Source organism: Devosia psychrophila (assembly GCF_000971275.1).
GTDB lineage: Bacteria > Pseudomonadota > Alphaproteobacteria > Rhizobiales > Devosiaceae > Devosia > Devosia psychrophila.
The window spans coordinates 71,101-95,380 of sequence record NZ_LAPV01000153.1; the positions used below are offsets into that span (position 1 = coordinate 71,101).

At 61.7% G+C, this 24,280-nt stretch carries 20 protein-coding genes and 1 pseudogene; 11 read left to right on the forward strand and 10 right to left on the reverse strand.

Annotated features, from left to right (window positions below):
- Positions 1-104 precede the first annotated feature (104 nt).
- The 8 genes from exbB (at position 105) to WH91_RS17465 (ending at position 10,994) form a co-directional block, all read left to right on the forward strand.
- Positions 105-857, forward strand: coding sequence for a tonB-system energizer ExbB (exbB, locus tag WH91_RS17430; protein ID WP_052952936.1), 753 nt, complete (start codon positions 105-107; stop codon positions 855-857).
- Positions 854-1,294, forward strand: a complete 441-nt coding sequence (gene exbD, locus WH91_RS17435; protein ID WP_046172280.1) for a TonB system transport protein ExbD — start codon at positions 854-856, stop codon at positions 1,292-1,294. The genes exbB and exbD overlap by 4 nt, the downstream gene beginning before the upstream one ends.
- Positions 1,291-2,244, forward strand: coding sequence for an energy transducer TonB (locus tag WH91_RS17440; protein WP_046172281.1), 954 nt, complete (start codon positions 1,291-1,293; stop codon positions 2,242-2,244). Before exbD ends, WH91_RS17440 begins: the two co-directional genes overlap by 4 nt.
- Before the next feature lie 271 nt (positions 2,245-2,515).
- The gene (gene bcsN, locus WH91_RS17445) at positions 2,516-3,376 is read left to right on the forward strand and encodes a cellulose biosynthesis protein BcsN (RefSeq protein WP_158409593.1); all 861 of its coding nucleotides are present in this window, start codon (positions 2,516-2,518) and stop codon (positions 3,374-3,376) included.
- 2 nt (positions 3,377-3,378) lie between these two features.
- Positions 3,379-5,550, forward strand: coding sequence for a UDP-forming cellulose synthase catalytic subunit (bcsA, locus tag WH91_RS17450; protein WP_046172282.1), 2,172 nt, complete (start codon positions 3,379-3,381; stop codon positions 5,548-5,550).
- Positions 5,543-7,789, forward strand: coding sequence for a cellulose biosynthesis cyclic di-GMP-binding regulatory protein BcsB (locus WH91_RS17455; protein ID WP_082102244.1), 2,247 nt, complete (start codon positions 5,543-5,545; stop codon positions 7,787-7,789). Before bcsA ends, WH91_RS17455 begins: the two co-directional genes overlap by 8 nt.
- Positions 7,786-8,835 carry a family 8 glycosyl hydrolase gene (locus WH91_RS17460; RefSeq protein WP_052952923.1) on the forward strand — a complete coding sequence of 350 codons (1,050 nt, stop codon included), beginning with the start codon at positions 7,786-7,788 and terminating at the stop codon, positions 8,833-8,835. The genes WH91_RS17455 and WH91_RS17460 overlap by 4 nt, the downstream gene beginning before the upstream one ends.
- Positions 8,832-10,994 (forward strand): tetratricopeptide repeat protein, encoded by a 2,163-nt coding sequence (locus tag WH91_RS17465; RefSeq protein ID WP_052952924.1) that lies wholly within the window; start codon positions 8,832-8,834, stop codon positions 10,992-10,994. Before WH91_RS17460 ends, WH91_RS17465 begins: the two co-directional genes overlap by 4 nt.
- Here the strand turns inward: WH91_RS17465 and WH91_RS17470 are convergent.
- From WH91_RS17470 to WH91_RS17515, 10 genes are all read right to left on the reverse strand, one after another.
- Positions 10,991-12,415, reverse strand: a complete 1,425-nt coding sequence (locus tag WH91_RS17470; protein WP_052952925.1) for an exopolysaccharide biosynthesis polyprenyl glycosylphosphotransferase — start codon at positions 12,413-12,415, stop codon at positions 10,991-10,993. The two genes, WH91_RS17465 and WH91_RS17470, sit on opposite strands and share 4 nt — an antisense overlap.
- Positions 12,416-13,091: 676 nt before the next feature.
- A complete protein-coding gene (locus WH91_RS17475; RefSeq protein WP_046172284.1) occupies positions 13,092-14,828 on the reverse strand; it encodes an ABC transporter substrate-binding protein in 1,737 nt (578 codons plus the stop codon).
- Positions 14,829-14,897: 69 nt separating this feature from the next.
- Positions 14,898-15,179, reverse strand: coding sequence for a DUF2160 domain-containing protein (locus tag WH91_RS17480; protein ID WP_046172285.1), 282 nt, complete (start codon positions 15,177-15,179; stop codon positions 14,898-14,900).
- A 10-nt stretch (positions 15,180-15,189) separates the two neighbouring features.
- The gene (locus WH91_RS17485; RefSeq protein ID WP_046172330.1) at positions 15,190-16,038 is read right to left on the reverse strand and encodes a carbohydrate ABC transporter permease; all 849 of its coding nucleotides are present in this window, start codon (positions 16,036-16,038) and stop codon (positions 15,190-15,192) included.
- A 41-nt stretch (positions 16,039-16,079) separates the two neighbouring features.
- Positions 16,080-16,946, reverse strand: coding sequence for a carbohydrate ABC transporter permease (locus tag WH91_RS17490; RefSeq protein ID WP_046172286.1), 867 nt, complete (start codon positions 16,944-16,946; stop codon positions 16,080-16,082).
- The gene (locus WH91_RS17495; protein WP_046172287.1) at positions 16,946-18,016 is read right to left on the reverse strand and encodes an ABC transporter ATP-binding protein; all 1,071 of its coding nucleotides are present in this window, start codon (positions 18,014-18,016) and stop codon (positions 16,946-16,948) included. The genes WH91_RS17490 and WH91_RS17495 overlap by 1 nt, the downstream gene beginning before the upstream one ends.
- Before the next feature lie 8 nt (positions 18,017-18,024).
- Entirely contained in the window at positions 18,025-19,107 is a 1,083-nt protein-coding gene (locus WH91_RS17500; RefSeq protein WP_046172288.1) for an ABC transporter ATP-binding protein, read from the reverse strand.
- Positions 19,100-20,632: a glycerol-3-phosphate dehydrogenase gene (gene glpD / locus WH91_RS17505; protein ID WP_046172289.1), complete on the reverse strand. Its 1,533-nt coding sequence runs from the start codon at positions 20,630-20,632 to the stop codon at positions 19,100-19,102. Before glpD ends, WH91_RS17500 begins: the two co-directional genes overlap by 8 nt.
- Before the next feature lie 123 nt (positions 20,633-20,755).
- Positions 20,756-21,547: a DeoR/GlpR family DNA-binding transcription regulator gene (locus WH91_RS17510; protein ID WP_046172290.1), complete on the reverse strand. Its 792-nt coding sequence runs from the start codon at positions 21,545-21,547 to the stop codon at positions 20,756-20,758.
- A gap of 19 nt (positions 21,548-21,566) precedes the next feature.
- Complete coding sequence (locus WH91_RS17515; RefSeq protein ID WP_046172291.1) at positions 21,567-21,941, reverse strand: hypothetical protein; 375 nt, start codon at positions 21,939-21,941, stop codon at positions 21,567-21,569.
- Between the two features lie 357 nt (positions 21,942-22,298).
- Here WH91_RS17515 and WH91_RS17520 point away from each other — a divergent pair, with 357 nt between their 5' ends.
- The 3 genes and pseudogenes from WH91_RS17520 to WH91_RS25960 all read left to right on the forward strand — a co-directional run.
- Positions 22,299-23,531 (forward strand): ShlB/FhaC/HecB family hemolysin secretion/activation protein, encoded by a 1,233-nt coding sequence (locus tag WH91_RS17520; RefSeq protein WP_052952926.1) that lies wholly within the window; start codon positions 22,299-22,301, stop codon positions 23,529-23,531.
- A gap of 69 nt (positions 23,532-23,600) precedes the next feature.
- The gene (locus WH91_RS25555) at positions 23,601-23,957 is read left to right on the forward strand and encodes a hypothetical protein (RefSeq protein WP_052952927.1); all 357 of its coding nucleotides are present in this window, start codon (positions 23,601-23,603) and stop codon (positions 23,955-23,957) included.
- A 12-nt stretch (positions 23,958-23,969) separates the two neighbouring features.
- A pseudogene (locus WH91_RS25960) lies at positions 23,970-24,230 on the forward strand (hypothetical protein); the annotation flags it as partial.
- Positions 24,231-24,280 lie beyond the last annotated feature (50 nt).

The window sequence follows — 24,280 nt, forward strand, 5'->3', positions numbered from 1 at the left end:
CGATACTCTTGTGCTCCGGCCGCATGATGCGGCCGGAGATTTTCGTTGAGGCCCACTGCATGCTCGCTCGCTTCATCCGACCTTTTGCCTGCATCATGCTGCTGATGGCTCCCGCCTGCGCTCAGGAGGCGATACGGGCCGCCATGCCCGCGGCGTTGTTGCCGCATGACCTTTCGCCCTGGGCCATGTTCATGGCTGCGGATCTGGTGGTTAAAAGCGTTATGGTGGGCCTGGCGATCGCGTCGCTCTTTACCTGGATGATCCTTGTGGCCAAGGCACTTGAGATCGCTGGTGCCAAGGGGAGCATGCGCCACACGTTGCGCGCCGTGTCCCAGTCGCGCACGCTGCAAGATGCACTTGCCGCCACCGCTAAACTGAGCGGCGCCGGCAGCGTGCTGCTGAAAGCGGCCGAGGAAGAAGTGCAGCTGTCATGGGGCGCCATTGCCACGGCTGGCGGGGCGGGTCTTAAGGAGCGGGTCGCATCGCGCCTGTCGCGCCTGCAGGCTGCTGCCAGTCGCCGCCTCGCCCGCGGCACCGGCCTGCTCGCCAGCATCGGTTCCACCGCGCCATTCGTCGGCCTGTTCGGCACCGTCTGGGGCATTATGAACGCATTTATCGGCATCTCGCAGGCGCAGACCACCAATCTTGCTGTCGTGGCGCCTGGTATTGCAGAAGCACTGCTGGCGACGGCCATGGGTCTTGTGGCTGCCATTCCCGCTGTCGTCATCTACAACGTCTTTTCCCGCTCGCTCGCCGGTTATCGCCAGGTTCTCGCCGACACCGCTGCCGCCATCGAACGCCTCGTCTCGCGTGACCTCGACTTCAACGACACCGGACGGGTGGAGAAGAACCGATGACCGGCGGCATTCGCGACAATGGCGATGACGATCTGGACGAGCAGCACGAGATCAACGTAACGCCATTCATCGACGTCATTCTGGTGCTCCTGATCATTTTCATGGTCGCGGCTCCGCTCGCCACGGTCGATGTGAATGTCGATCTCCCTGGCTCGACCGCCACGGCCCAACCCCGCCCCGAGCAGCCAATCTACGTCACCCTGCGTGACGATCTCAGCATCAATATCGGCAACGATCCCGTTCCAGCGGAACAGCTTACCATGGCACTCGACGACGCAACGGACGGTGATCACGAGCAGCGCCTGTTCCTCCGCGCTGACCAGGCGGTGCCCTATGGCAACTTGATGGCGTTGCTGAATGAGTTGCGTGCGAGCGGCTATCTCAAGATCGCGCTGGTCGGACTCGAAACCTTGCCGGCGGCCGAACCCAGGCCATGAGGGCAGGCGAAGGCTGGGGAAGCGACCGTTTCGACGGGTTATCCAGAGGCGATGCGGCCCGTTGGGCCTTTGCCCTGTTGGTAATACTTGCCGCCGGCTGGGGTGTTGCCCAAGGCGTGCAGCGCCTGCCGACACCCGCACTTGTGCTGGGTGAGCCCGAACCCGCCATCCTGATAGACCTTGCACCGATGGCACCTGAAGAGGTCACCCCCGAGGTGGATGAGCCTGTTGCGGAAGTGGCGCCTGAGCCCGAGATGGCCGACGAGGTGCCGCCGGAGACTATCCAGCAGGAAGCTGTACCGGATATCGTAACGCCCGAGGTAACGGAGGCGCTCGCGCCCGTCATCGCCGAGGTGCAACGGCCAATCGAAGAGCTTAAGCCGTTGGTTCCTGAAATCGTGGAGTCGACCGAGCCGGAAGAGGTCGAGGATATTCCCGAGGAGCCGCCACTTCCCGCCGAGGTCGTTGACGGGATCGTCGAAGCGCTCTCTGATATTCCGATGCCGATGATGATGTCGCCCGGCCTGCAGGAGCGGCGCGAAAATACGCCAGCGCTGCCGAAACCTGCTGTGCGGCGGCCCGCGGCGCCCAAGCCGACGGTGAGCACGCCTGCGCCACCTGCCCAGACCAGCGCTCCGGCATCGCCCCCGCCAACCGCCAGCACCATTTCGCCACAGCAGTGGCAGGCCCAGGCTCTGGCGCAGTTGGATCAGCACAAGGTTTATCCCCGGTTGGCGCAGTCAGAAGGCATACGAGGCACCGTCGAGATCAGTTTTGCCGTCAGCGCCAGCGGCCACATCACCTCGGTAAACGTCGCCCGCTCTTCCGGCTCGTCGATCCTCGACCAGGCTGCACTCGACACGGCCCGACGCGCGTCCCCACTTCCGCCACCCCCGCCGGGCTACGCTGGACGAGCCCTGACAGCAGCAATCCGCTTCTCCCTGAACTGAGCGTCGATCACAGAAGCTCGCCGCATTTGTCGTTATTTCGGTGGACTCGGTAACCCCGAAGGCACAAGCTCATGCCAATTTACAGGAAGCCTCCGTAGTTTAACTAGGAGTTAACCGTATCCTTTATACTTCCGTTATGAAACGGGTAGTCAGCAGGCAGAAGCCGTTGTTGGTCGTGACGATGACGAATAAGGTTCGAACTCGCATGCAGACCATACAGCAATTCCGGAGCATTCATGCTCCAGCGGCACAAGCCGTGCGGTTCGTTTTCATGGCAACGCTTGTTGGTGCAATGCTTGGCGCCTGTGCGTCGACGCGCGACCTCCCCCCACGCGAAGCCCGCATCGTTGCACCTGTCGATGCAATGATCGTTCCGCCGCCGGGTGGTCCCGCGATCGTCAATGTGGTGTCGACGACCTTCCCCAATGCGATCCAGCAGGAAATCTCACTGGCCACCGAAGCCCGTTCCACGGGCGAAAACAAGATAACCATCGTGAAGTTTGTCGGCGATGGCGGTGACGGCAGCGATGCGGCCTTGCGCGACATCCCTTTCACCCAGATCAATCTGACCGAGGAAGCGTTGGCCGCTTGGCCGGATAGTGGCATGGCCGTATCGCCCTATTACGTCCAGAATGACTATGGCCCGTTTGGCTACGCGATTGGCCGACCCGCCAATGGCGACGCCTGCATCTACGCCTGGCAGCGCATCGAGCCGAGCCTGAGGCCGACCAGCACCGTGGATGGCGGCGCCATCAGCATGCGGTTACAACTGTGCAGACAAGGCGCCACCGAGCAGCAACTTGTCGAGGTCATGTACCGGCTGCGTCTCAGCCACAGTGTTCATTCCCCCCGCCCCGCCCCAGCCGCTATAGGCCGGACCGCCGTTTCGATCCGTCCGGTAGGGGCGGAGGGCTTTGCCAATGTGATCGACATTCCGGCCCCCGTGACCCGATCCACCGCTGCGCCGCAGCCGGCCGCCGCACCGGTCGTCGTCCCGGTTTCCATTGCACCGCCACCCGGCGCCCCTATCGTTCCCTCGCCGAGCGGGAGCAGCAGTAGCGCCGCCACCACTGTGCCGCGTCCACCAACCGCTTCGGTTGTTGTGCCGAGACCATCTTCGGGGGCACAATAGCCGTGAACAGAACCCTCACCATTTTGATCTGGTCGATGGTGTCGGCGGCGATGTTAGTCATCATCACGCTGCCGGTGAGCCTTGAAGTTCACCTCGTTACCGCAGTCCTGCTGATCGTGGCCATGGGGGTGATCAAGACGCTGAAGCTTGATGGCAATTGGCGCCTGCTGCTGCTGACCTTCGGCACCATCATCGTGCTGCGCTATGCCTTCTGGCGCACCACCAGCACGTTGCCGCCTATCACTGCACTGGCCGATTTTATCCCCGGCCTGATCCTCTACCTGGCCGAGATGTACTGCATAATGATGCTGTTCCTCAGCCTGTTCGTGGTCATCCGACCGCTGCCGCTGCGGCCCAGCATCCGCCTGCAGCCTGAAGATCCGGTGCCATTCGTAGACGTCTTCATCCCCACCTATAACGAAGATTTCGAGCTGTTGGCCGGCACACTTGCTGCGGCCAAGGCGATGGACTATCCCGCAGACCGCTTCACCGTCTGGCTGCTTGATGACGGAGGGACAGAAGCAAAGCGCAATAACGCAGATCCCGACAGCGCTGCTGCCGCACAGGATCGCTACGAGCAGTTACAGGCTCTTTGCAGCGAGCTGGATTGCCGCTACCTGACCCGGTCCAGGAATGAGCATGCCAAGGCCGGAAACCTCAATAACGGGCTGGCCAATTCCAGCGGCGAGTTCATTGCCGTGTTCGATGCGGACCACGCTCCGGCGCGCGATTTCCTGCAAGAGACCGTACCGTATTTCGCTCGGGACAGTCGTCTGTTCCTGGTGCAGACGCCGCATTTTTTCCTCAATCCCGATCCCCTAGAGCGCAATCTGCGCACCTTCGAGACCATGCCGTCGGAAAACGAGATGTTCTACGGCATTATCCAGCGCGGTCTCGACCGCTGGAACGCAGCGTTTTTCTGCGGTTCTGCCGCCCTGCTGCGGCGTGAAGCGCTGCTGACCAACAATGGCTTTGCTGGCCGCAGCATCACCGAAGATTGCGAAACCGCCATCGAGTTGCACTCCAAGGGCTGGAACAGCATATACGTCGACCGGCCTCTCGTGGCTGGTCTGCAGCCGGCCACATTCGCAAGCTTTATCGGCCAGCGCACCCGCTGGGCCCAGGGCATGATGCAAATCCTGCTGTTCAGCTTTCCGCTGTTCAAGAGCGGGCTGAAGCTGGGCCAGCGACTGTGCTATATGTCGTCGACGCTGTTCTGGCTGTTTCCGCTGCCGCGCATGATCTTCCTGTTCGCGCCGTTCTGTTATTTGTTCTTCGACCTGCAGATTTTTACCGCGTCAGGCGGGGAGTTCGCCGCCTACACGCTGACTTACGTGCTGGTGAACCTCGTGATGCAGAACTCGCTGTTCGGGCGCTGGCGCTGGCCTTGGATTTCGGAGCTTTATGAATACATTCAGTCGGTGCATTTGCTGGGTGCGCTGATCTCGGTAGCTCGCAACCCGAGCAAGCCGACGTTCAATGTGACGGCGAAGGACGAGAGCGTCGACAAGGCGCGGCTGTCCGAGCTTTCGCGTCCCTTCTACCTCATCTTTCTGCTGCTTATCCTGGCAGTTGCGATGACGGTCTACAAGGTGGCCGCCGAGCCCTATCAGGCTGAAATCACCATAGTGGTTGGCGGTTGGAACATCTTCAACCTGATCCTCGCCGGTTGCGCGCTGGGTGTCGTTTCCGAGCGCCGCGAAGTTCGCTCCAGCAGGCGCGTCAATGTCGAGCGGCGCTGCGAAGTGCGGGGCGCCGACGGCAGCTGGATCAAGGGTAACATCGTGAACGTATCGAGCGGCGGCCTGGCCCTGCAGTTGCCGTCAGGTGCAGCTGGCCTGGGACGCGGGGCGCCAACGAGCGTACGCTTCACGCCGCTGTCCGATATCGGCGCCAACGAGATGGCCCTGTTTGTTCGCTCTGCAACCAGCCAGGGCAAGGGAGTGGAGCTGGGCTGCCGCTTCATGCCGGAAAGCGGCAAGGATTATCGACTGATCGCCGACCTGCTTTATGCAAACTCCGCCAACTGGCAACAACGGCAGCGCTCGCGCCAGGTCAATATCGGGATCATTCGCGGGACCATCCGGTTCCTCGCGATATCGGTATACCAGACAGGACGCGGGCTCGGTTACCTGCTCCGCTTCGGCTCTGGTCGAGGGGCGAACAATGATTAGGACGCGCCTCCTACTCGCCGCGCTTTTATCCTCTGTCGTGCTTCCCGCACTGGCGCAACCGGTTCCGTTTGACATGACGCCGGAGAGCGACCTTCGGCAGACGCAGCCGCCTGCAAGCGCTCCCGCAGCAACGCCGGTAGCACCCCAGCCTGTTCTTCCACCCCGTTCGCAACATTTTCTGCTGCCGAGCGGCTCCTTCCGCCTGACAGGTGAGGAAAGCCGTCAGGCACTCGTGGTCTACCTCACCCAGGCGCAGGCTGAAGCACCGGCACGGCTGCAGCTTTCCTATCTCAATGCCGTGGTCGTCGCGCCCGAGGTTTCCCACCTCGATATTCGCGTCAACGGCACCGACCTAGGCCGCAGCGCCATCGCGTCGTCCTCAGCCCCCTCGGTGATTGCATTGGATCTGCCCGGCGGCCTGCTGCGGGCCGGGGCAAATACCATAGAGTTCTTGGCCAGCCAACGCCACCGCACCGACTGTACGGTGGCTTCCACCTACGAGTTATGGACGCAAATCGATAGCAGCACCGCGATGTTGAGTCTGGAGGGCGCCGACCTCGGCCAGGTCCGCCAACTCGCCGACTTGGCTGCGGTCGGTCTCGATGCCAACGGCAACACCACGATCCGGCTGATAACCCCCGATCTCACCCAGCCAGAAGCAACGCGGGTCGCCATAGATCTAGCGCAGAAACTGGCTCTGGCGCTGCGCGTGCCGAACCTGCATATCGAGCAGGCGGCAACGCTATCTGAGACGGCAATGCCCGGCGTGCTGGATGTCGTGCTCGGCCCCTCCGGCCAATTGCCTGACAGCTTGGTGCAATATGCGGCGCAGGCCGGCTCGGGCTCCATCGCCGCGCTGATACCGGTGCCGACCGGGGCAAATACACTGCTGGTGTCAGGTCCGGACTGGGCCAGCGTATCCCAGGCCACCGAGGCCATCATGACGGCAGCGCCGGTTTCGGACGGCCGTCCGCGCATCGACCTCCCCTATGCCATACCCACAATGCTGGGCGGGCAGGCCGTGTCGCTTGCCGATCTCGGCGTTCCGACGACAGAATTCAACGGTCGGCGCTATAGGACGCTCTTCCAGTTCGAATTGCCGCCCGACTTTTACGCCAATCTCTATGGTGAGGCCGAACTGGTGCTGGACGCCGCTTATTCCGGCGACGTGCAGCCGGGTAGCGAAATCGACATCTACGCCAACGGCCAGATCGCTTCGGCCACGCCCCTGTTGCGCACCGATGGCGGCATGCTGCGGCACACCATCATCCGCTTTCCGATGACCAACCTCCGGGCGGGCCGCAACGAGCTGGAAGTGGTCGTCAATCTCAACGCCCAATCCGACCAGGTATGCAGCCCGGGCTGGACCGGCGAGGCGCCGGTGCGCTTCGTATTCTCGTCCAGCACGCAGTTTCGTTTGCCGGACTATGCCAGGGCCGCGGCGCTGCCTAATCTGCAGGGATTGACTGGCTCTGCCTGGCCTTATGCCGAAGATCAACAAGTGCCTGTCGTGCTAGGAGAAGGTCCGCAGGCCGCCATGGCAGCGATGACCTTGCTGGTCCGGGCTGCTACTGCTTCGGGCAAGGTCTTGCCTGTAACGATCGCCTCCGAAGGTGTCCTGCGGCCCGAAGAGAATGCCATCCTGATCATGCCGCTACCAGAGATGTCGCAGCCGACGCTTGCCCGCATCGGCCTGTCGCACGGGGCTATCGCGAGCGGCGCAACCGATGAGGGTGCGGTCCTCGACCAATTCCGGTCGGGCGCCAGTCAGAGCAATGTGTTCAACGGTGCGGCCAGTTGGATGCTCGGGCGCGTCGGCCTGTCGCTCGATGACCTGCGCGTGCTTCCTCGTCGCGACGAGCCCTATCCTGTCGCGGCCGACAGCGTCGTACTGGCCCAATCGATGCAGCCGGAAGGTGGTTTGTGGACCGTGCTGACCGGCAATGACGAGGCGAGCATGCTTGCCGGCATGCAGCGACTGGCCGTGACCGCCCAGTGGCGGCAAGTCGGCGGGCGAGTCAGCACACTGGCGGCAACCGACACAAATGTCACTGCGGTGGAAACCGTCGCACCGGTGCTGAAGCTGACGCAGCCGTTTTCGATCTGGAACCTTCGCCTCGTAGCTGCCAACTGGTTCTCGGGCAATATTCTGATCTTTACCGCTGCCTTGGGCGCGGCGGCCATGCTGCTGATGCTGGCAACGGCATTGGCGCTGGGCAGAGTGGGGCGGCAAAAATGAAGGTTGCAGCCATGAGCCTCGTTCTCACCATAGCCGCCGGTGTCGCCGGGGCCAACGCCGCCAGCGTCATTCTGGCTGACGAATGGAAGAGCTACTTGCAGGGCTTCGTCACTGAAGACGGCCGAGTGGTGGATACTGCCAACAACGGCATCAGCCACAGCGAAAGCCAGGGTTATGGCCTCGTCCTGTCCGTGCTTGCGGATGACCGAGCAACGTTTGAGCGCGTCTGGAGCTTCACCAAGACCGAATTGATGGTACGCGACGACGGGTTGGCGGGCTGGCGCTGGGATCCGGCTGCCTCGCCCAACCTGACCGATGCCAATAACGCCACCGACGGCGACATACTGATCGCCTATGGCCTGGCTCTTGCCGGCGATGCCTGGTCGGAAACAAGCTTCACCGACCGGGCCCGCGAGATCGCAACCACCATCGGCAGCAGCATGCTCGTGGAAGCACATGGTATGACTGCCATTCTGCCTGGCGCGGCGGGCTTCAATGATCGCGCCGATGGCGTGGGACCGGTGCTCAATCCGTCATACTGGGTGTTCGAGGCGCTGACGGCATTTGCCAAGCTCGATCCGAGCATCGACTGGAACGCCGTGTCGGAAACCGGCATCGAACTGGTTCGCCGTGCCCGCCTTAGCAAAACCGGCCTCCCACCAGACTGGCTGGTGTTGAACGACGACGGCACGGTGCGCCCGGCGCCCGATTTTCCAATCGAGTTCGGCTACAACGGCATTCGCATTCCGCTGTACATGATGCGGGCCGGGATCAATCCCGTCCTGCTCGAACCGTTTCGGCAAAACTCCGATGCGGAGGGCCTTTACAAGATCGATCCGCTCACAGGCGAAAGACTCGAACCCATTTCCGAGCCCGGGTATCGGCTGATCGTGGCTGCGATGGACTGCATATCCAACGGCACCGTCGTGCCCGAAGAGCTCCGTACTCTCTCGCCCACCAGCTATTATGCCGCGACGCTGCAGCTGCTGACGCTGGATTATTTGCGTCGCAGCCAGCCTTCTTGCATGACGCAGGCCGCCTCATGAGGATCATCGTCTATTTCATCCTGGCAACGCTGGGCATCATCATCGGCTATTCCGCCTATGCACAGCAAACATCCCAGTCACATCTCGGCTCTGCTGACGTTGGGCCAATCCTTATTGCGCAGGCGCCCTCACAGCCTGCTCCTGGCGTGACCACGACACTCGAAACGGCGCCGGCGAGCCCAATCTCAGCTCCGGTTGCCGGAACGCCGCCGGTCGCCACCACCGTGGCTGCGCCAGCAGCAGCCAGCCCCCCCGTGGACGAGACCGCTCTGCGCTATTTTGCCCGGCAAGGTGACACTGCCCGGATGCAGGCCGAGTTGGAACGACTGCGCAGCTTGCATCCCGGCTGGGAGCCACCGACCAATCTGCTTTCGGACGAGTATGTCCCCGATGCCGACATCGTTCGGATCTGGGATCTGTTCACCGCAGGCGACTATGCGGGCGTCCGCGCGGCCCTTGCCACCAAGCAGGCGGCCGATCCCAATTTCGTACCGTCCGACGATTTGCTGAAGAGCCTGGCACTTGGCGAATCTGCACTGCGGCTGCGCAATGCGTCCGATGCCAAGCAGTACGAAACGGTCATTTCCGTCGCCGCCAACAATCCAGAGCTACTGACCTGCGAAGCCATCGACAACCTGTGGCGGCTTGCGGAGGCGTTTGCCAACACCGGCAATAACCAGCGCGCCATTGACGCCTATGCCTATGTGCTCGGCAATTGCGATGACCCGGCGCAGCGCTATGCAACGGTGCAAAAGGCCATCGAGTTGCTCGACCGAGCCGACCTGCAGCCACTGCTGGCGCTGGAGCGGGCGGGTCCAGATGGCATCAGTGAATTCGCCGCGCTGCGCCTCGACCTGGCACGCCGTGCCGTGGCGGCGTCGCTTGAGGACGATGGCGAAGCCCCTCTGCCGGACGATATCGCGCTGCTTGAACAGACCGCACGGGACGGCGACAATGCAGAGGACATGCGGCTGCTCGGATGGTCGGAACTTGCTCAGAAACGCAATGATGCGGGCCGTCGCTGGTTCGAGGCGGCCATGGAGGCCGATCCTTCGGCGGAATCGGCCCAGGGCCTCGGTGCCGCACTGCTTGATTTGGGTGACCCGCAGGCAGCCGAGGCGGCGATTGCCGACTATGCGGACGACAACGATCAGATCAACGGCCTCTACCTAGACGCCTCGGCGGCCCTGCTCGCCCTGCAGCCGCGTATCGAGGTGGAGAGCGGCGTTCTTGGCAGGATCGTCTCAGCTGTGATGGCGGCACGCCGGGCGACTGCTGCCCAGGAGCTGGGCTGGTATGCCTATGATTTCCAACAGCCCGAGACGGCGGTGGAATGGTTCACCCTGGCCTTGCGCTGGCAGTCCGATCTCGAACCGGCCGCTTATGGGCTGATGGTCGCCTCCAATGCCCTTGGCGACGCGGCAACCGTCGAAAGTATCCGCACGCAGTGGGGGCCGAACTCGGCACGTATTGCAAGCTTCGGGCGCGATAGCGGGTCGGCGGCACCGCCTGTGCCGCAGCCGCGGCCGGTCCACCAGGCATCGTCCGCGTCGGTCGTGCGGGCGGTGCATTTGAGCCAGCCCCCCACCGCCACGACCCAGGCGACAACCGGCAGCAGTCAGAGCTCTTCGGCGTCACGTAGCTGCACCAAGTTCGTGCCGGCAGGCAGTCTTTCGTCCGGAGCAGCGCTCGGTCATGGGTGGTGCCTGATGCAGCTCAATCGACCGGCCCAGGCCGTCGATCATTTCAATCGCGCCTTGCAGTCGGGCTCAGAAAGCACGCGTAGCGACGCCGCCTATGGCCTGTCGCTGGCTTACGTCCGCCTGGGATTGGCCGATAATGCTGCCGTTGCTGCCGCCACGGCGCCGATATCGGATCGCCAGGCGGTGGAACTTGAAATTGCGATTTATTCGGAGAAGGCCATCAGCGCCTATGACATCGGCGATTATCGCCGCGCGCTGGATGCACTCGATGAGCGCGCTCGATACGCCCCCGAGCGCAATGACCTGCTGACCCTGCGCGCCTGGAGCTATTATCATCTGAAGCGCTACCGGGAATCCCAGCGCATCTTCGAGGCTGTCGCAGCCACCGGGTACGGCGAGGCAGTGGGAGGCCTGCAGGCCGCCAATGCAGCACTGCTCGCGTCACAGAGCAACTAGCCCGCGTCCTTGTGTGCCTGTCGAGACAGCAGGGTGAGTACCAAGATCCAGATGTCGAGCTCCACGGACCAATGTTCTATGTAGTGGAGGTCATACTGGGTGCGTCCCTCGATTTTTTCCTGGGTGGAAACATCCCCGCGAAATCCGTTGACCTGGGCCCAGCCCGTTATGCCCGGCTTGATGCGGCGCCGGCGGGCGTAGGTGGCATATCGAAGGCTCAGTTCATCATCGTGTGACAAGGCATGGGGGCGTGGGCCCACCAGGCTCATGTCTCCGACGAGGACGTTCAGGAGTTGCGGCAGTTCATCGATACTGGTGCGTCGAAGAAAATGCCCGAGGGGCGTAATGCGCGGATCCCGATGCACAGCCGGAAGCATGGCGCGCCCATCTTCGGTGACAGTCATCGAGCGGAACTTGTAGATATAGAATGGCTGGCCGTTAAATCCGCGGCGTTCCTGACGATAGAGCACCGGGCCGGGACTGGTCGCCCAGATCAAAAGCGCGACCACGGCAAGCACTGGCAAGAGAACGACCAGAGCGACACATGAGACAATAATGTCAAACGCTCGCTTGACCACCTGATCGCGGTCATCGAGTGGACGGCCCAGCATGCGAATGGAATTTGCTGGTCCCAGGGGGAGGACATCGAGCAGTTTGTAAGGCGAATTGCCGGACGTCGAAAATGGCGCATAGACAACGTTCAGCGCGTATTGCTGGCACGCGTCCACTACAGAATTTGCCCTTTCAACCTCGCCCAACTCTCCGACGACGAGGACGTGATCGCAGTGGCGTGCGATGCACAGCTTGGCAAATTCTGATAGTTCCTGCGCTCCGGCCGCAGCCTTGGCGGAAAGGGTGTGCGTAGCAACGACCTGACATCCTTGCCGCCAGATATTGGCCTGATCCTGGAAGCGGGAGATAACATCCGCGTCGCCGACAAGGCCGACCCGCTCGATCTGAAATCGACCCGCTGCGAACATCATGCCAATGCCGCAATAAACCAGCAGGCGCGCGGACAGAAGTACGGCGGCGCCCAGCCCCCACCAAAGCCAAATTTGCGACATCGACGACGACTGCCACATCAGCGGGCTTGCAAGATGATCGGTGATGCCGATGAGGGTCCAGCTAAACAGGATTTGTCCTGCCTGCACGCGCCTCTGGCCAGGAAATGCGAGGAAACGCTGCGCCGGACCGGCCGCGAACCAAGCATAAATTGCACCTAGAATCGTGGCCGCTATCAGGTCTTGGGCATGCCAGCCACTGCCGGTGGACGTCGTCCAGCTAATGGTCAGCAACAGGAAGGTGGCAAAAGCGCCTTCCTGTGCCGCGACCGCAAAGCCGAGATAAGTGCGGCTGGCAACGGTAAATCGTCGGCGCCGCCGCTGGTCGCGCCTTGAGTAGATGAAGCTCTCCTGACTCATGCACCAATACCATTACGGGGGTGGCACAGACCACCGAACCACTATTAAGAACGTATTAACGGTTAGCATTCGTCGGCAGCCGTCGCACGCACCGTCGGGTACGAGGGTTAACGGTGGAACTGCGGTATTGCCTGTGCACAGTGCGGATCATGCGTGTTAACGGAAACTGGCATCGGTCGCTGCCTGGCGTGGCGGGAGATGCGATGTAGATGGGTGTACTACCAAAGCCTAGAGCCAGCTCTGACATGAGCAACGCGAAAGCCATCCAATCTATTCTGCCGATGGGGCTTTCCACCTTGCTTCCGGCGGCAGCCTTACGTCAAACACGGCGCAGTTGCTGACTTTCGCCATATGCCCTTGTTCGACCATTTCATGCCCAGCCGTCCGCCCAGCAGCATTGTGCGGCCAAAGACGTCCCATTTTTACCGGTCGCAATCATAGCCGTTGGGTGACCGCGGCCGGCAAGCCCTTAGCGCGTGCCGCGGGCGTGAGCAGGGCGGCGCCGATGGCATATGCAATACATCGGGCCGACGGATCGAAGGCGGAGCGACGCCTAACGCGGTACGGGCGAGAGCCTCAAGATGACGGTGACGCGGCGCCCATATCGGCTCGATGTCAGCGTCGATCATTTCGAGTGTGAAAACGCCGGGGCGGTGGCCCCGGCGTCGGTGGATGGTTACTTTGCGGCTTCGGCCCAGCTCTTGACGAGCTCGTCATAGTCGACGGTGATGCCCTGTTCCTTCTCATTGGCGATGGGAAGTTGTGGAGCAAGGTTACCGGCGGCTACAGCGTCTGCGTTCCAATAGGCCAGATCGTGTTCTTCTGCGAGAACGGGGCCGAATTCACCCTGTACGCCAGCACGTTCCAGACGCTCCAGAACCTTTTCCTGCTCGGCGCAGAGCGAGTCCATGGCTTCCTGTGGCGTCTTGGCACCGGCGGCGGCGTCGCCGATAGCCTGCCACCAAAGCTGTGCCAGCTTGGGGTAATCCGGAACGTTGGTACCGGTCGGCGACCACTGCAGGCGAGCTGGCGAGCGATAGAATTCCACCAGACCACCCAGCTTGGGCGCACGCTCGGTAAAGCTCGGGTCATCCAGCGTCGACTGGCGGATGAAGCTGATCGCCACATGCGCCTTCTTGAGATCGACGGTCTTGGAGACGACGAACTGCGCATAGAGCCAGGCGGCTTTGGCGCGGTCGTCGGGAGTGGACTTCAGGATGGTCCAGCTGCCCACGTCCTGGTAGCCGAGCTTCATCCCTTCCTGCCAATAGACGCCATGCGGGGAAGGAGCCATGCGCCACTTTGGCGTGCCGTCCTCGTTCATCACCGAAGTGCCGGCCTTGAGCATGTCGGCTGTAAACACCGTGTACCAGAAGATCTGCTGGGCGACTTCGCCCTGGGCAGGCACTGGACCGGCTTCGCCAAAGGTCATGCCCTGGGCAGCCGGAGGAGCGTAGGCCTTCAGCCAATCGAGATATTTGGTGATCGAATAGACCGCCGCAGGCCCGTTGGTATCGCCGCCGCGTGCAACGCAGGAGCCGACCGGCTGGCTGTTGGCATTGACCTTGATGCCCCATTCATCGACCGGTAGACCGTTGGGAATGCCCTTGTCGCCGTTGCCGGCCATCGACAGCCAGGCATCGGTGAAGCGCCAGCCGAGCGACGGATCCTTTTTGCCATAGTCCATGTGACCATAGACCGCCTTGCCGTCGATTTCGCGGCCGGTGAAGAATTCCGCGATGTCTTCATAGGCGCTCCAGTTGACCGGCACGCCGAGGTCGTAGCCATACTTGGCCTTGAAATCGGCCTTGTTGGTCTCATCGGCAAACCAGTCGGCGCGGAACCAGTAGAGGTTGGCGAACTGCTGATCCGGCAATTGATAGAGATTGCCGTCCGGCGCGGTGGTGAAGGACGTGCCGATGAAATCGTCGATGTCGAGCATCGGATCGGTGACGTCCTTGCCGGCATTGGCCATCCAGTCGGTCAGGTTGCGGGCCTGCTGATAGCGCCAATGAGTACCGATCAGATCGCTATCGTTGACATAGGCGTCGTAAATATTCTCGCCCGACTGCATCTGGGTCTGCAGCTTTTCGACGACGTCGCCTTCGCCGATCAGGTCATGGGTGACCTTGATGCCGGTGATGGCCTCGAAAGCCGGTGCCAGCACCTTGGATTCATACTCATGGGCGGTGATGGTTTCCGACACGACCTTGATTTCCATGCCGGCAAATGGCTTTGCCGCATCCTGGAACCACTGCAGTTCTTTTTCCTGATCGGCGCGGTCGAGCACCGATAGTCCGTCGATTTCGCCGTCAAGGAAGGTTGTAATCCCCTCCGCACTCTGCGCCCAGGCGGGCGCCACCGAAAGCAGCAAGACAAGTGCTGCCGTGGATGTTAGTAGCCTGTTTCGCATGCGTAATCCTCCCTGGATTGCTATTGCAGAGGAGCGGTGACTTGCCGCGTCCGCTCCTCATTCGTCTCCCTATACAAACCGGAACACGCAAATTGCGTAGACCAGCGATAGGGCCAGTGCCCACCACAGCTGCGGGCCAATCAGCCCCAGCCATGCCAGATTGATAAATCCGCTGCCGAGCAGCGAGATGAAAAGCCGATCGCCGCGCGTCGTCTCGAAGCGCAGGATGCCGTGGCGCGGATTGCCGCCCGGCGAGAAATATTCCCAGACCGCCATGCCGATCAACAGCGCGGCAATGGTGCCGAAGAACAGCGCCGTCGGCAGCGTCCAGGCCATCCATGAAAAGTTCATCGCAACCTCCTCATACCCGACCCAGGGCAAAGCCCTTGGCGATGTAGTTGCGGACAAAATAGATGACCAAGGCACCCGGGATGATGGTGAGCGACCCTGCTGCGGCGAGCACGCCCCAGTCCATGCCGGAGGCCGAGACCGTGCGCGTCATGATGGCAGCGATCGGCTTGGCGTCGGTGGTGGTGAGGGTGCGCGCGATCAGCAGTTCGACCCATGAGAACATGAAGGCGAAAAAGCAGGCGACGCCAATACCCGAGGCGATCAGGGGCATGAAGATCTTGAAAAAGAAACGGGGAAAGGAATAGCCGTCGATATAGGCGGTCTCGTCGATTTCCTTAGGCACGCCGCTCATGAAGCCTTCGAGGATCCACACCGCCAGCGGCACGTTGAACAGGCAATGCGCCAGCGCCACGGCGATGTGGGTGTCGATCAGCCCGAACGCCGAGTAGAGCTGGAAGAATGGCAGCACAAACACCGCAGGCGGGGCCATGCGGTTGCTCAGCAACCAGAAGAACAGGTGCTTATCGCCGAGGAAGCGGTAGCGCGAGAAGGCATAGGCCGCCGGCAGCGCCGCGCCGACCGAGATCACGGTGTTGAGCGCTACATAGATGATCGAATTGATATAGCCGCGATACCAGCTCGGATCGGTGAAAATCACCGTGTAATTGTGCAGCGTGAAGTCGCGCGGGAACAGGGTGAATGCCGAGGTGATCTCGGTGTTGGTCTTGAAGCTCATATTGATGAGCCAGTAGATCGGCAGCAGCAGGAAGATGATGTAGAGCGTCGGCACGACCCAGGCTGTGCGCGGCGCGGCGCGACGGCGGGCGCGGCGCAATGCCTTGCTTTGAGCGGCGTCCATGGAGGCCAGGGTATTGGTACTGGTGGAGACAGTGCTCATGATCAGCTCTCCTGTCCGTAATTGGTCATCACGGTGTAGAACACCCAGCTCACCAGCATGACGATGAGGAAGTAGACCAGCGACATTGCCGCCGCCGGACCAAGGTCGAACTGGCCGACGGCCATCTTGACCAGATCGATGGAGAGGAAGGTGGTTTCGTTGCCGGGGCCGCCGCCGGTGATGACGAAGGGCTCGGTGTAGATCATGAAGCTATCCATGAAGCGCAGCAGCACGGCGATCAGCAGCACGCGATGCATCTTTGGAAGCTGGATGTAGCGGAAAACGCTCCAGCCCGAGGCGCCGTCGATCTTGGCGGCTTGGTAGTAGGCATCCGGAATGGAAACCAGCCCGGCATAGCAAAGTAGTACGACCAGCGAGGTCCAGTGCCACACATCCATTACGATGATGGTGATCCAGGCGTCGACGGGATCCTGGACGTAATTATAGTCCACGCCGAGCAGCGACAGCGTCTTGCCCAGAAGGCCGATATCGACGCGGCCGAACACCTGCCAGATCATGCCGACGACGTTCCACGGGATCAGCAACGGCAGCGCCATCAACACGAGGCATACAGGCACGCCCCAACCCGCCTTGGGCATATTGAGCGCGATCAGAATGCCGAGCGGCACTTCGATGGCGAGGATGATGCCGGAGAACACCAGGTTGCGGGCCAGCGCCTGCCAGAAGCGCGGCGAATGCAGCAATTCCTGGAACCAGTCGAGGCCGGCCCAGAAGAAGACGTTGTTGCCGAAGGTGTCCTGCACCGAATAGTTGACCACCGTCATCAGCGGGATGATGGCCGAAAACGCCACCAGCAGCAGCACCGGCAGCACCAGAAACCAGGCACGATTGTTCCAGGTTTTCTCCATCAGGCCACAAGCTCCTGTCGCCAGCTATCGGCATAGATGTTGATGCCCTTGGGGTCGAAGATGACGTGCGGCTCGGCGGGGATTTCGCCATGCTCGGGCACGATGGCCGCCAGTTCGCGACCTTCGAGCGTGGCGCGGACGATCTTGTGGCGGCCGATATCCTCAACGGCGCGAATGGTGACCGGCAGGCCCTCACGGCCGAGGCGGACATATTCAGGGCGCACGCCGAGTTCGGTTTTAACGGCTCCGGATGATTTTACGGCGCCGGGCAGGGCAATGCTCTGCGTCCCCAGCCGCGCCACTGAACCGTCAATTTCTACCGGCAAGACATTCATGCCGGGCGAGCCGATGAAATAGCCTACGAAAGTATGGCTGGGCCGCTCGAACAACTCGCTCGGTGTGCCGATCTGCACGATCTCGCCCTCGTACATGACCACGACGGTATCGGCGAAAGTCAGCGCCTCGGTCTGGTCATGGGTGACATAGACCATGGTGTAGCCGAAGCGCTTGTGGAGTTGCTTGAGCTGGCTGCGCAGCACCCACTTCATGTGGGGATCAATCACCGTCAGCGGTTCATCGAACAGGATGGCGTTGACATCGGAGCGCACGAGGCCGCGCCCCAGCGAAATCTTCTGCTTCTGATCGGCCGTGAGGCCTCGCGCCTTCTTGTCGGCGCGATCCGACAGGTCGATCATTTCCAACGTTTCCCTGACACGACGATCGACATCGGGCTCGGAGAAGCCGCGATTGCGCAGCGGAAAGGCCAAGTTGTCGTACACCGTCATGGTGTCGTAGATGACCGGAAACTGGAACACCTGGGCGATATTGCGTTGCTCGGGCGACAGGGCCGTCACGTCCTGGTCGTCAAACAGCAGGCGGCCGCGCGAAGGCTGCAGCAGCCCCGAAATGATGTTGAGCAAGCTGGTCTTGCCGCAGCCCGACGGTCCCAGGAGTGCATATGCGCCGCCATCCTCAAAACTCTGGTGCACTTCCTTGAGCGCAAAATCGGCGTCCTTGACCGGATTGCGCAGGTAGGAGTGTCGGACGTGGTCGAGATCGATGCGGGCCATGATCTCTCCTAAGCCGCCAGCGGCGCATGGTTGGTGACCGAACGGCCCTGACCGTCAAACACCATCAGCAATTGCGGATCGAGGAACACTTCCACGGTCTCGTCGGTCTCGAACTTGCGGATGCCGGGCGTCAGCATCACCCAGCGAACATCGGCATAGCTGAGGTGGACGAAGCTCTCCGAGCCGGTGATTTCCATGGCGATCACCCTGGCGCGGATCGACACAGGGGCCGCGCCGGCTGGACTGAGCGACAGGTGATGCGGCTGAAAGCCGACGGTGTAAATTCCATCCGGGACGTCGCCCAGATGCGCCGGCACCGGGAAGGCCATGCCGCCGTCGAGGGAGAGGTTATTGCCCGACTTGCGCATGACGATGGTGTTGAGCGGCGGGTCGGAAAAGGTTCGTGCGGTGACGAGATCGTTGGGCTTGCGGAAGACGTCGATGGTCTTGCCGAACTGCGTCACGCGACCAGCCGACAGGGTCGCGGTATTGCCGCCCAGCAGCAGTGCTTCGGATGGCTCGGTGGTAGCATAGACGAAGATCGTGCCTGCCTCGGCGAAAATGCGCGGTAACTCGGCCCGCAGTTCCTCGCGCAGCTTGTAATCGAGATTGGCCAGCGGCTCGTCGAGCAGCACGAGGCCGGCATTCTTGACGATGGCCCTGGCCAGGGCGCAACGCTGCTGTTGGCCGCCGGAGAGATTGAGCGGCATCCGCTGAAGGTAAGGCGTCAGCTTCATCAGGTTTGCGGCGCGCTGCACCGCGTCATCGATGGTCTTGCGATCGGCACCCGCGACGCGCATCGGCGAGGCGATGTTTTCATACACCGTCATCGTCGGGTAATTGATGAACTGCTGGAACACCATGGCGATGTCGCGCTTCTGCGGCGCCACGCCGGTCACATCGACGCCGTCGAAATGCAACGTTCCGCTATTGGGTTTGTCGAGCCCAGCCATCAACCGCATCAGGCTGGTCTTGCCCGACAAGGTTGGCCCTAGCAGCACGTTGAGCGTGCCGCGCTCAAGCTTGAGCGATACGTCCGAGATGTGGGTCTCGGCGCCAGCCAGCTTGGTGATGTTCCGGAGCTCAAGCAAGCGTCTGCTCCCTGCCGAACGGTGCGCCGAGCGCTGTGAGAAATTGATCCAGGTCAGCGACACGGATCGCGTCCCCGAGCAGGCCGCGTTTGGTGCGCCGCCACAGTATATCCTGGCTGGTCATGGCCCATTCGTGCTCGACCAGGTAGCGCACCTCGGCCTCGTAGAGATCGGCGCCGAAATGCTGGCCGAGTTCGGCAGGGCTGCGGGCGGCGCCGAGCAGGGTCGCGGCGCGCGTGCCATAGAGCCGAACCAGTCGGGTTGCGTAAGCAAGATCGAGGAACGGATAATCGCGCTTGAGCGCGGCGACGGCCTGCGGGAAACCCGTGGGTGGAAAGTCCCCACCCGGCAGTCTGGCGTTGCGGGTCCAGGCGGCGCCCTTGGCCCCTATCAAGGCCTCGACCTTGAGCAGCGTGGTCTCTGCCAGTCGACGAAAGGTGGTCAGCTTGCCGCCAATAACGTTGATCAGCGGGGATTCGCCACTGCCTCCGGCGGTCTTGAGCACATAGTCGCGCGTTGCTTCCTGGGCCTTGCCGGCGCCGTCGTCGTAGAGCGGGCGAACGCCTGAATAGCTCCAGACAATGTCGTCGCGCGTCACTGGCCTGACGAAATATTCGCTCGCGGCTTGCGTGAGATAATCGATCTCGCCATCGCTGATCCGAACATCGCGGGGGTCGCCCTGATAGTCCTGGTCAGTCGTGCCGATCAGCGTGAAGTCGGTCTCGTAGGGGATGGCGAAGATGATCCGGCCATCGGCATTCTGGAACATGTAGCAGCGGTCGTGCTCGTAGAGCTTGTTGACGACGATGTGGCTGCCCTGGACCAGACGCACGTTACCGGCGCTGTTCTGACCAAGGGTCTGGGATAACACCGTATCGACCCATGGACCCGCTGCGTTGATCAGCAGGCGGGCGTGGACCAAGTCTGTGGCCCCCGTCATGTTATCGCGGGTGGTGATCGCCCACTGGCCGTCCTGGCGCTGCGCAGAAACCACGGCGGTGCGCGTGCGAATGGTGGCGCCGCGATCGGCCGCATCGCGGGCGGCGAGAACTACCATGCGGGCATCGTTTACCCAGCAGTCCGAATACTCGAACGCCTTGGCGTAAAGCGGCTGCAGTGGCTTGCCCGCCGGATCGGTCCGCATGTCCAGCGTCCGGGTGGGCGGCAGCAGCTTGCGACCTCCAAGATGGTCATAGATGAACAGGCCGAGCCGCAACAGCCACGCTGGGCGCAGGCCCTTGTGGTAAGGCAACACCAGCCGCAGCGGCCAGATGATATGGGGAGCGGAGGCCCACAGTACTTCGCGCTCGGCCAGTGCCTCGTGCACCAGCCTGAATTCGTAGTGCTCCAGATAGCGCAGGCCGCCATGGATCAGCTTCGTGGCGGCCGATGAAGTGCCGCTGGCAAGATCGTTCATTTCGGCAAGGATGACGCTATAGCCCCGACCAGCGGCGTCGCGGGCAATCCCGCAGCCGTTGATTCCTCCTCCAATGACAAAAATGTCATGGACGCTGGTGCTATCCAATTGTTCCTCCCTGTCGCTCAGCCCCCGGTTTTCCAGTTAGGTCGAGCAGTCGAAAGGTAAGACGAAAGTAAATCGAATGTCAATCGAAGTTAAACGCGCGCCATGTGACGGCGATTTCGAAAGCTAATTGCTGAGCAGAGTCAGTTGGTTAACGGGATTGGTTTCAATCAGGGTTACCCCCGCCTCCTCGCAAACCTGCCGAACAGAGGGCGACGGGCAATGATCGGTTATAAAAGTGTTGACCTGGGAGAGATGCGCGATCCGCACCGGGGCCGTCCTCTGGAACTTTGTGGAGTCCGAAACGACGATGACGTGCCGCGCATTGGCGATGATCGCCTGGGCGACTTTGACCTCGCGATAGTCGAAATCCAGCAATGCCCCGTCCCCATCGATGGCCGACGTGCCAATGACCGCGTAGTCCACCTTGAACTGCTTGATGAAATCGACCGCGGCTTCGCCGACAATGCCGCCGTCCGAGCCACGCACTATGCCGCCTGCAATGACGACTTCGAGCGTGGGATAAATTCGCATCCTGTTGGCGACGTTGATGTTGTTGGTGATCACCATCAATCCCGTGTGCCCAAGCAAAGCCTGGCTGACCGCTTCAGTCGTGGTGCCGATGTTGATAAACAGGGAGGAATTGTTGGGCACGATCCTGGCGGCTGCCTGGCCAATGGCGTCCTTTTCCTGGGCGGCTATCCGCCTGCGGGCCTCGTATTCCATGTTCTCGATGCCGGAGTCGAATACCGCGCCACCGTGACTGCGCTTGAGCAGACCCCGATCGCAGATGTCGTTGAGGTCCTTGCGGATGGTCTGAGCCGAGACGCCGAACTCACGCACCAAGTCATCGACCAGCACGCGGCCGTGAGACTTCGCAATCTCGATGATTTTGGCATGCCGGGCTTCGACGTTCATGGTTCGCTCGTGTTTCGTATTATGCGAGGCGACCATAGGACGAAATTTTTAGAAAGGGAAACGCCCGGCTAATTCGCGTACCGCCGGAGTGCGGACGATAGGTGGTCAGCACGTAATCCATGTTGAATTCCTGGATTGCCTCGGCGCTGAAATCGCCGGCATAGGTGCCCGCAGGCAGGGTGTCGATGACCTTGGCATAGACCAGACCCAGATCGTCGGGCACCTGGGTAACGGCGCCGTAATGGCGATAGGTTTCGATCATTCCATTGTCCGGATCGGGACGGAACGCGACATAAGTGGTGCCGCCGTTTGGAAACAGTGCCGCTTTCAGGACGGGCGTGGAGCCATGGCCGAAGCTCAATTGCGAGATGCGAACGTCGATGCCCTTGACCATGGCCGTGCCTGCCTAGCGGTACAGCCCGTCTCGGTCATCCTCACCGATCCGAATGATGCCGTAGCAAGGCGAAAATTTTTTCCCCGAAAAGGGGTCTCTTTGTGCGCCAGTTTACCGTGATCCATATTTCACGATAATGCGCATATTGAGTAGTGCGACGCGTGAGGATGGTCTATAAGGGTGCGTGCGTTGCTGTCCCAGGTGGGGATGAATGCCGAGCATCTCAGGGTGGCGATTTTGGTTAACGGTCATATGCGCTCCGTGGGGCTGCTGGTGGGTGCGGTTGTCATCATCGCTGGCGGGGCGGCCTTTGCTCAGACGGCATCGCAGGTAACGCCGCAGACGTTTCAACCCTAGTTGCAGCAGCGCGCTGGCGGCTTCGACCTGCTGGCTACCGCTGGACAGGACGCGCCTGAAGGCGCGGAGCAGCTTACTGTCCATCTTGCAGGCGTTGCGGTCGAAGGCGGGTTTCTCGAGCTGGAGACGGAGAAGCTGCGGGCTGATCTGTCGGGCAGGACCGTTACGGCCGCTGATCTGTTTACGGCGGCGGGTGCGCTTGAGCGGTCTTATGCCGATGCAGGCTATAGCCTCGTGCGTGTGGTGCTGCCGGCCCAGCGGCTGGTGGACGGAGCAATTTTGCGCATCGTCGTCATCGACGGGTTTCTGGAAACCGTCGATACCTCCCGGCTGCCGGACAACATCCGCCTTCGCGTCGAAGCGGTGCCGGCGCCGCTGATCGGCCAGAAGGGCATTGCCAACGCTACCATCGAACGGCAGGTGCTGCTGGCGGGGGACCTGCCCGGCGCCGTGCTGCGCTCGACCCTGTCAAAGGGCAGCGAGGCGGGCGGCAGCGTGCTGACGATCGAGGCGCGCTACAAGCCCGTCATTGCTTCGGCGACGGTGGACAACCGGCTATCGGAAGAACTGGGACGCTACAGCACTGGCATCGGCGTGGATTTCAACTCGCCCTTCGGCTTGGGCGAGCAGTTCTATGTTCGCGCTTCGATGCCGAGAATGGCTTTTTTTTCCGACGCGCCGCGCAACAGGTCGCTGGCCGCCGGCGTCACCCTGCCCATCGGCATTGACGGCCTGACGCTCAATCTTGAAGGCACGGCCTCGCGCACCGTGCCGCCAAACCTCGCCGGGCTGATCTATCAGTCCGATTTTGTCCGCTACGCCGCGCGGCTCAACTATCCGCTGATCCGCTCGCGCGATCTTACCGTCAACCTGAGCGGCGTCTTTGATATCAAGGACGAGCGCCAGACTTTGAAGAATCTTGGCGGCCTGTCCCTGTCGGAAGACCCGCTGCGCACCCTGCGTGCCGGCATGGATTTTTCCTGGTATCCGACCCGCGACGCTTTCATCTACGGGGATATCACCGGGTCTATGGGCCTGAACGGGCTGGGCGCCCGCAATCTGGCGGATGCGACGGCCACAGGCATTTTGCTGCCGCGCCAGGGTGCCAATGCCGATTTCCAGAAGCTCGAGATCAGTCTCGGCTACCGCCAGACGCTGGCCGAGCATCTGGTGCTCGATTTCAAGGCGAAGGCCCAGACCTCGTTCGGCCGGCCGCTGCTGAGCTCGAAATAAATCGGTCTCGCCACCACGACGGGTCCATCCACCTATGGCCCAGGCGCAAGGCAGGGCGACGACGGCTTCATGTTGCGTGCCGAACTGCAGTTTCCCTTCGCCGCATCCTCTGTGCTGCCCTTCGGCCTGCCGGAGTTTCCGGCGCAACAGGGCACTGGCCTGCCGCAGGCGGATACGACGAACGCCGCCCTGCTGGTCTCGCCCTATCTGTTTGGCGCCTATGGCCGCGTGACGCTGCACCAACCGACAATTCTCGAGCAAGCCTCGTCGCAAGGCGCTTCCTACGGAGCAGGCATCCGGCTCGGCGCGGGCGCGCAATCGAGTTTTTCCAGCACCAATCTCAATCTCGAATATGGCCGCACCGAGCGTTTTGGGAGCGGCACTAACAACGATCGTTTCTCGCTCACCGCCGCTTTCCAATCCTAGAGGGCAATGAACATGACCCAACGCGCCGTTTCCAGTGGCATCTCCCATAAGGCCAGAGTCAGGGCATTGCTGGCCTCGACGGCGCTGGTGGCCACCAATTTCGGCAATCTGGCCCATGCCCAGGCCCTGCCGGACGGCGGCGCGGTTTCAGCCGGCAGTGCCACCATCGGCGCGGCGACCAATAATGGTCTTGTCATCAACCAGACCAGCGCCAATGCGGTGATCAACTGGCAGAGCTACAATATCGGCGGCGGCAACATCGTCACCTATGTGCAGCCCGATGCACTATCGGCCATCCTCAACCGCGTCACCGGATCGACCAC